Raw genomic sequence first — 9,126 nt, 5'->3', positions numbered from 1 at the left:
TTAAAAACGATAGAAAATGGCAGATTTAAAAGATTTCGCAGAACAATTGGTTAACTTAACAGTAAAAGAAGTAAACGAGTTAGCAACTATATTAAAAGATGAGTATGGTATCGAGCCTGCAGCTGCTGCTGTAGCTATGGCTGGTCCTGTTGCTGGTGGTGGAGACGCTGCAGAAGAGCAAACAGAATTTGATGTTATCCTTAAAGCAGCTGGTGCTTCTAAATTAGCAGTAGTTAAATTGGTTAAAGAATTAACTGGTTTAGGATTAAAAGAAGCTAAAGAATTAGTTGATGGTGCACCAAGCCCAATCAAAGAAGGAGTTTCTAAAGATGAAGCAGAAGCTTTAAAAGCATCTTTAGAGGAAGCTGGAGCTGAGGTTGAGCTTAAGTAAGCTTAACACCCAAAATTAACAAAGGTTTAGGTCTGGAGAACGCTCTCTAAGACCTAGACCATTTGTCGTATATAGCCAGTAGGCTATAACAAACATTTTTTTTTAATCAAAATTCCGTCCATTGATGTTAGTAACACAAGCTGAAAGATTAAACTTCTCGTCTATTATCAATAGAACAGAATATCCAGATTTCATGGATATTCAGATTAAATCCTTTCAGGATTTTTTCCAGTTAGAAACTAAATCAGAAGAAAGAGGTAATGAAGGTCTTTATAACACCTTCATGGAAAATTTCCCAATAACAGACACACGTAATCAATTTGTTTTAGAATTTTTAGATTACTTTATCGATCCACCTAGATATACCATTGAAGAATGTATTGAAAGAGGACTTACATATAGCGTTCCACTTAAGGCTAGATTAAAACTGTACTGTACAGACCCTGAACATGAGGATTTCGAGACCATTGTTCAAGATGTGTATTTAGGTACCATCCCTTACATGACACCTTCTGGTACGTTTTGTATCAATGGTGCAGAACGTGTTGTGGTTTCTCAATTACATCGTTCTCCTGGTGTGTTTTTTGGACAATCTTTCCACGCAAATGGAACTAAATTATATTCTGCAAGAGTTATTCCTTTCAAAGGCTCTTGGATTGAGTTCGCAACAGACATTAACTCTGTTATGTATGCCTATATCGATCGTAAGAAAAAATTACCTGTAACAACATTATTTAGAGCTATTGGTTTTGAGCGTGACAAAGACATTCTTGAAATATTTGACCTTGCTGAAGAAGTAAAAGTTTCAAAAGCTGGATTAAAAAAGGTTCTAGGGCGTAAACTTGCAGCTCGTGTCCTTAATACATGGCATGAAGATTTTGTAGATGAAGACACTGGTGAGGTAGTATCCATTGAAAGAAACGAAATAGTTCTGGATCGTGATACTGTTTTAGATAAAGACAATATTGAGGAAATCCTTGAAACAAGCGTAAAAACCATTCTTTTACACAAAGAAAGCGCGCAACAAGGTGACTATGCCATTATCCACAACACCTTACAAAAAGATCCAACAAACTCTGAAAAAGAAGCTGTTGAACACATATACAGACAACTGCGTAATGCTGAGCCGCCAGATGAGGAAACAGCACGTGGTATCATTGATAAATTATTCTTTTCAGACCAACGTTACTCTTTAGGGGAAGTAGGTCGTTACAGAATGAACAAAAAATTAGGTTTGGATATTGGAATGGATAAGCAAGTACTTACCAAAGAAGATATCATTACCATTATAAAATATTTAATCGAGCTTATTAATTCCAAAGCAGAGATTGACGATATCGATCACTTATCCAACCGTCGTGTACGTACAGTAGGTGAACAATTGTCATCTCAATTTGGTGTTGGTTTAGCACGTATGGCGCGTACCATTCGTGAGCGTATGAACGTTCGTGATAACGAAGTATTTACGCCAATAGACTTAATTAATGCCAAGACTTTATCGTCTGTTATTAATTCATTCTTTGGAACCAACCAATTATCTCAGTTCATGGATCAAACAAACCCATTGGCAGAGATAACCCACAAACGTCGTTTATCGGCTCTGGGACCAGGTGGTTTATCACGTGAGAGAGCAGGTTTCGAGGTTCGTGACGTTCACTATACACATTACGGAAGACTTTGTCCAATTGAGACTCCAGAGGGTCCAAACATTGGTCTTATTTCTTCACTTTCTGTTTATGCTAAAGTGAATTCCATGGGATTCATTGAAACACCTTATAGAAAGGTAACAGATGGTGTTGTAGATATTAAAGGAGAACCTGTTTACTTAAGTGCAGAAGAAGAAGAAGAGCAAATGATCGCTCAAGCAACCGTTAAGGTAGATGATACTGGTAAAATTCTTCACGATAAGGTAATTGCCAGAATGGAAGGCGATTTTCCTGTTGTGGAACCAAGCCAAGTTCATTATACAGATGTTGCACCAAACCAAATTGCTTCCATTTCGGCATCCTTAATTCCTTTCTTGGAACATGATGATGCAAACAGAGCCTTGATGGGATCTAACATGATGCGTCAAGCTGTCCCTTTATTACGTCCTCAAGCTCCTATTGTTGGAACCGGACTGGAAAGACAAGTAGCTTCAGATTCCCGTGTATTGATCAATGCTGAAGGAAATGGAGTGGTAGAGTATGTAGATGCCAACGAGATCACTATCAAGTATGATAGAACAGAAGACGAGGCAAAAGTAAGTTTTGATAGCGATGTTAAAACCTACCCTTTAATTAAGTTCAGAAAAACCAACCAAGGAACATCCATCAACTTAAAACCCATTGTAGAAAAAGGAGATAAAGTTGTTAAAGGGCAAGTGCTATGTGAAGGTTATGCAACTCAAAAAGGAGAATTGGCCTTAGGAAGAAATATGAAAGTAGCCTTCATGCCTTGGAAAGGGTATAACTTTGAGGATGCGATTGTAATTTCTGAAAAAGTAGTTCGCGAAGATATCTTTACATCCATCCATATTGATGAGTATTCTCTTGAAGTGAGAGATACCAAATTAGGAAACGAAGAGCTTACCAACGATATTCCTAACGTTTCTGAAGAGGCTACCAAAGACCTTGACGAAAATGGAATGATCCGTATTGGTGCTGAAGTAAAACCAGGAGATATTCTTATTGGAAAAATTACACCAAAAGGTGAAAGCGATCCAACTCCTGAAGAAAAACTATTACGAGCTATTTTTGGTGATAAAGCAGGAGATGTTAAAGATGCCTCTTTAAAAGCATCACCTTCATTAAATGGTGTGGTAATAGATAAAAAATTATTTGCTCGTGCAGTAAAAGATAAACGTAAGCGTGCAAAAGATAAAGAAGATATTGCACAACTTGAGGGTATCTACGATAAAAAATTCGACGATTTAAAGGAAGTTTTAGTTGAAAAACTTTTTGCAATCGTTGGAGGTAAAACAGCTCAAGGTGTCTATAATGATCTAGGTGAAGAAGTATTGCCAAAAGGTAAAAAGTACACCCTTAAAATGTTAAATGCCGTAGATGATTATACACATTTAACCACAGGAGTATGGACAACAGACGATTATACCAATAAACTGGTAGCCGACTTGATCCATAACTACAAGATTAAGGAAAACGATTTACAAGGATCTTTGCGTCGTGAGAAGTTTACCATTTCTGTTGGAGACGAGTTACCAGCAGGTATTATAAAATTAGCTAAAGTTTACATAGCTAAAAAACGTAAACTAAAAGTTGGAGATAAAATGGCAGGACGTCATGGTAACAAAGGTATTGTTGCTCGAATAGTACGTCAAGAAGATATGCCATTCCTAGAAGATGGAACGCCTGTGGACATAGTTCTAAACCCATTAGGTGTACCTTCCCGTATGAACATTGGGCAGATTTACGAAACGGTTCTTGGTTGGGCTGGACAAAAGTTAGGGCGTACCTACGCAACCCCAATTTTTGATGGTGCATCTCTAGACCAAATCAATAAATTTACAGATGAAGCTGGAATTCCAAGATTTGGACACACCTATCTTTATGATGGTGGAACAGGAGATCGTTTTGACCAACCTGCAACAGTTGGAGTGATCTATATGTTAAAATTAGGACATATGGTTGACGATAAAATGCACGCACGTTCTATAGGACCTTACTCATTGATTACACAACAACCTCTTGGTGGTAAAGCACAATTTGGAGGACAACGTTTTGGAGAGATGGAAGTTTGGGCATTAGAAGCATATGGTGCATCTGCAACATTAAGAGAAATATTGACCGTGAAATCTGATGATGTTATTGGTAGAGCTAAAACTTATGAAAGTATTGTAAAAGGTGAACCAATGCCAGAACCTGGATTACCAGAATCTTTCAACGTACTTATGCACGAATTGAAAGGATTAGGACTGGACATTAGATTAGAAGAGTAATTTCGAGAGGACAATTCGCAACTGTCCCAATTAAAACAAGCGTTGTATGTAAGGAGAGCTCGCGGGCTCTCCATACTAAAAACATAAAAGATGGCAAGAAAACAAGATAAGAATACAGTACAGAGATTTAATAAAATCTCCATTGGTTTAGCATCACCAGAATCTATTTTAGCAGAATCTCGAGGTGAAGTCCTAAAGCCAGAAACTATCAATTATCGAACTCATAAACCAGAACGTGATGGTTTATTCTGTGAGCGTATTTTTGGTCCTGTTAAGGATTACGAGTGTGCTTGTGGAAAATATAAAAGAATTCGCTACAAAGGTATTATTTGCGACCGTTGTGGTGTGGAAGTAACAGAAAAGAAAGTACGTAGAGATCGTGTAGGACATATTAATTTGGTTGTTCCTGTTGCGCATATCTGGTATTTCCGTTCGTTACCAAATAAAATAGGTTACCTTTTAGGATTACCATCTAAAAAACTGGATATGATAATTTACTACGAACGTTACGTAGTTATTCAACCAGGTATTGCAAATAATGCAGAAGGAGAACCTTTGCAAAAAATGGATTTCTTAACGGAAGAAGAATATTTGAACATTCTGGAAACCCTTCCAAAAGAAAACCAATACCTTGAAGATTCAGATCCTAACAAGTTTATTGCTAAAATGGGAGCTGAGTGTTTAATAGATTTATTGGCAAGAATTGATTTAGACAGTTTGTCGTTTGAATTACGTCATAAAGCAAACACAGAAACATCTAAACAACGTAAAACCGAAGCTTTAAAAAGGTTACAAGTAGTGGAAGCCCTTCGTGAATCAAACGAAAATAGGGAAAATCGTCCAGAATGGATGATCATGAAAGTCATTCCAATCATTCCACCGGAATTACGTCCCTTGGTGCCTCTTGATGGTGGTCGTTTTGCTACCTCAGATTTAAACGACTTATACCGACGTGTGATTATTAGAAACAACCGTCTTAAAAGACTTGTTGAAATAAAAGCACCAGAAGTTATTTTACGTAACGAAAAGCGTATGTTGCAGGAATCTGTAGATTCGCTATTCGATAACACACGTAAGTCATCAGCAGTTAAAACAGATTCAAACAGACCTTTAAAATCACTTTCAGATTCATTAAAAGGGAAACAAGGTCGTTTCCGTCAAAACTTATTAGGAAAACGTGTGGACTATTCTGCTCGTTCGGTAATTGTTGTTGGACCAGAATTAAAATTATACGAATGTGGATTGCCAAAAAACATGGCAGCTGAACTTTACAAACCTTTTGTTATAAGAAAATTAATAGAGAGAGGTATAGTAAAAACAGTAAAATCTGCAAAGAAAATTATAGATAGAAGAGAACCTGTGGTTTGGGACATTTTAGAGAATGTTTTAAAAGGACATCCAGTGCTTTTAAATCGTGCTCCTACCTTACACAGATTAGGAATTCAAGCATTCCAACCTAAATTGATAGAAGGAAAAGCCATTCAGTTACACCCACTTGTAACAACTGCTTTTAATGCCGATTTCGATGGGGATCAAATGGCAGTACACTTGCCGTTGGGACCAGAAGCTATTTTGGAATCTCAATTATTAATGTTGGCTTCCCACAATATCTTAAACCCTGCAAATGGTTCTCCTGTAGCTGTACCTTCTCAGGATATGGTACTTGGTCTTTACTATATGACCAAAGAGCGTAAATCTACCAAAGATGTACAAATCAAAGGTGAAGGATTAACGTTCTATTCACCAGAAGAGGTGGTTATTGCCTACAATGAAAAGCGTGTGGACTTAAATGCATCCATTAAAGTAAGAACTTACGACTTTAACGAGGAAGGCGAATTAACATTGCAAATTATTCCTACAACAGTAGGACGTGTATTGTTCAATCAAAACGTACCTCATGCTGCTGGATACATTAACGAAGTACTTACCAAAAAATCATTGAGAAACATTATTGGTGATATTTTAAAAGTAACTTCTGTTCCAGAAACGGCAGAGTTTCTTGATGAAATTAAAAGCTTAGGATATAATTTCGCCTTTAAAGGTGGATTATCGTTCAGTTTAGGAGATATTATCATACCACCAGAAAAGCATGATATGATTGCTAGCGCTAACAAGCAGGTAGATGGTATTATGGCCAACTATAACATGGGACTTATAACCAACAATGAGCGTTATAACCAAGTTATCGATATCTGGACTTCAACCAATGCTGAGTTGACCGAGTTGTCCATGAAACGTATTCGTGAAGACCAACAAGGGTTTAATTCGGTGTATATGATGCTTGATTCTGGTGCTCGTGGATCCAAAGAACAGATCCGTCAGCTTACAGGTATGCGTGGATTGATGGCAAAACCTAAGAAATCCAATGCTGGAGGAGGCGAGATTATCGAAAACCCAATTCTCTCCAACTTTAAAGAAGGTCTATCTATTTTAGAATACTTTATTTCTACGCATGGTGCTCGTAAAGGTCTTGCAGATACAGCTCTTAAAACAGCAGATGCGGGTTATTTAACACGTCGTTTGGTGGATGTTTCACAAGACGTTATTGTTAATAGCGAAGATTGTGGAACCCTTAGAGGTGTGGAAGTAACGCCATTAAAGAAAAATGATGAAGTTGTAGAGTCTTTACAAGATAGAATTATAGGAAGAATTTCTTTAAATGATGTATATAATCCATTAACAGACGAATTACTTGTGGCCTCAGGAGAACTAATAGATGAAGCAACAGCCAAATCTATTGAAGACTCTCCACTTGAAACAGTAGAAGTACGTTCACCATTAACCTGTGAAGCAAAACAAGGTATTTGTGCCAAATGTTATGGCCGTAATTTGGCTACCAACAAAATGGTACAACTTGGAGAAGCAGTAGGTGTTGTGGCAGCTCAATCTATTGGAGAACCTGGTACACAGTTAACATTGCGTACGTTCCACGTAGGTGGAATTGCAGGAAACATTTCTGAAGAAAACAAGCTAACCGTTAAGTTTGATGGTATAGCAGAAATTGACGATTTAAAAACCGTAAAAGGTGAAAACAGTCAGGGTGAACAAGTAAACATTGTTATTTCCCGTACTTCTGAGCTTAAATTGGTAGATAAGAAAACAGGTATTGTTTTAAGTACCAATAACATTCCTTACGGATCTTCTATTTATGTGAAGAATGGCGATGAAGTTAAAAAAGGAGATGTTGTATGTTCTTGGGATCCATATAACGGAGTAATTATTTCAGAATTTGCTGGAAAAGTACGCTACGAAAATATTGAACAAGGTATTACGTACCAAGTAGAAATAGATGAGCAAACAGGTTTCCAAGAAAAAGTAATTTCTGAATCCAGAAATAAAAAGTTAATCCCAACGCTTCATATTGAAGATTCAAAAGGAGAGACCATACGTTCTTACAACTTACCGGTTGGAGCGCATTTAATGATTGACGATGGCGATAAAATTAAAGTTGGTAAAATTTTAGTTAAAATCCCACGTAAGTCTGCTAAATCTGGAGATATTACAGGAGGTTTACCACGTGTAACAGAATTGTTTGAAGCACGTAACCCTTCCAATCCAGCAGTAGTAAGTGCTATTGATGGTGTGATTTCTTTTGGAAAAATCAAAAGAGGTAATAGAGAGATTATAGTGGAATCTAAATTAGGTGAAGTTAAAAAATACCTTGTTAAGTTATCAAATCAAATTCTTGTACAAGAAAACGATTTTATTAAAGCAGGTATGCCTTTATCAGATGGATCTATAACTCCAAATGATATCTTGGATATTAAAGGACCTTCAGCAGTACAACAATATTTGGTAAATGAAGTTCAAGAAGTTTACCGTTTACAAGGTGTGAAAATTAACGATAAGCACTTTGAGGTTGTAGTTAGACAAATGATGCGTAAAGTAAGAATAATCGACTCTGGAGATACCACATTCTTAGAAGACCAATTAGTTCACAAATCAGATTTCATTGAAGAAAATGACGAAGTATTTGGAATGAAAGTGGTTGAAGATGCAGGAGATTCCGCAACTATTAAACCAGGACAGATAATTTCACCTCGTGAATTGAGAGATGAGAACTCTATTCTTCGTAGAGAAGATAAGAACCTTATTGTTGCCAGAGATGCACAACCAGCTACTGCAACACCAATTTTACAAGGTATTACCAGAGCATCGTTACAAACAAAATCGTTTATTTCTGCAGCATCGTTCCAGGAAACAACAAAAGTACTTAACGAAGCAGCTGTAAATGGTAAAGTAGATGAATTGGAAGGACTAAAAGAAAATGTTATTGTAGGTCATAGAATTCCAGCAGGAACAGGTATGAGAACATATGAGAACATAATTGTTGGTTCTAAAGAAGAATTCGATGAAATGATGCAAGCAAAACAAGAAGTTAATTACAATTAATGTTTTGTGTATTCATTTAAAAATAAATAATTAAAAGAATCCTGCTATTGCAGGATTCTTTGTTTAAAACTTAACAGATTATGTCAGACGAAAAGAATCAAAAAAAACCAGGACAGATTAACATAGAACTGGATGAAAAAGTGGCCGAAGGAACCTATTCCAACTTGGCTATTATCAATCATTCCGTATCAGAATTTGTGATAGATTTTGTAAGCATCATGCCAGGAACCCCAAAAAGCAAGGTTAAATCCAGAATTATTTTAACACCACAACATGCCAAGCGTTTGCTTAAAGCTTTGGGTGATAACGTTAACAAGTTTGAGCATGCTCATGGTGAAATTAAAGATTACGAGCAACCTCCAATTCCATTAAATTTTGGGCCAACAGGAGAGGCTTAAAATAAGAC

General features: G+C 36.8%; 4 protein-coding genes. All 4 read left to right on the top strand.

Annotated elements, in window-relative coordinates; translation table 11 throughout:
• The first annotated feature begins 16 nt into the window (after positions 1-16).
• The 4 genes from rplL (at position 17) to AACY93_RS13390 (ending at position 9,118) form a co-directional block, all read left to right on the top strand.
• Positions 17-391, top strand: coding sequence for a 50S ribosomal protein L7/L12 (rplL, locus tag AACY93_RS13405; RefSeq protein WP_007649505.1), 375 nt, complete (start codon positions 17-19; stop codon positions 389-391).
• A gap of 124 nt (positions 392-515) precedes the next feature.
• On the top strand, positions 516-4,328 hold the full coding sequence (rpoB, locus tag AACY93_RS13400; protein WP_007649504.1) for a DNA-directed RNA polymerase subunit beta: 3,813 nt from the start codon (positions 516-518) through the stop codon (positions 4,326-4,328).
• A 90-nt stretch (positions 4,329-4,418) separates the two neighbouring features.
• A complete protein-coding gene (gene rpoC, locus AACY93_RS13395) occupies positions 4,419-8,720 on the top strand; it encodes a DNA-directed RNA polymerase subunit beta' (protein ID WP_007649503.1) in 4,302 nt (1,433 codons plus the stop codon).
• Between the two features lie 80 nt (positions 8,721-8,800).
• Positions 8,801-9,118 (top strand): DUF3467 domain-containing protein, encoded by a 318-nt coding sequence (locus AACY93_RS13390; protein WP_040491884.1) that lies wholly within the window; start codon positions 8,801-8,803, stop codon positions 9,116-9,118.
• Positions 9,119-9,126: the final 8 nt, after the last annotated feature.

This window comes from uncultured Xanthomarina sp. (assembly GCF_963971605.1).
Classification (GTDB): Bacteria; Bacteroidota; Bacteroidia; order Flavobacteriales; family Flavobacteriaceae; genus Xanthomarina; species Xanthomarina gelatinilytica.
This window is presented reverse-complemented; position numbering and strand designations above follow the sequence as displayed.

Coding starts and splice junctions, on each gene's coding strand:
- rplL (WP_007649505.1), top strand. CDS start 17: ATGGCAGATTTAAAAGATTTCGCAGAACAATTGGTTAACTTAACAGTA.
- rpoB (WP_007649504.1), top strand. CDS start 516: ATGTTAGTAACACAAGCTGAAAGATTAAACTTCTCGTCTATTATCAAT.
- rpoC (WP_007649503.1), top strand. CDS start 4,419: ATGGCAAGAAAACAAGATAAGAATACAGTACAGAGATTTAATAAAATC.
- AACY93_RS13390 (WP_040491884.1), top strand. CDS start 8,801: ATGTCAGACGAAAAGAATCAAAAAAAACCAGGACAGATTAACATAGAA.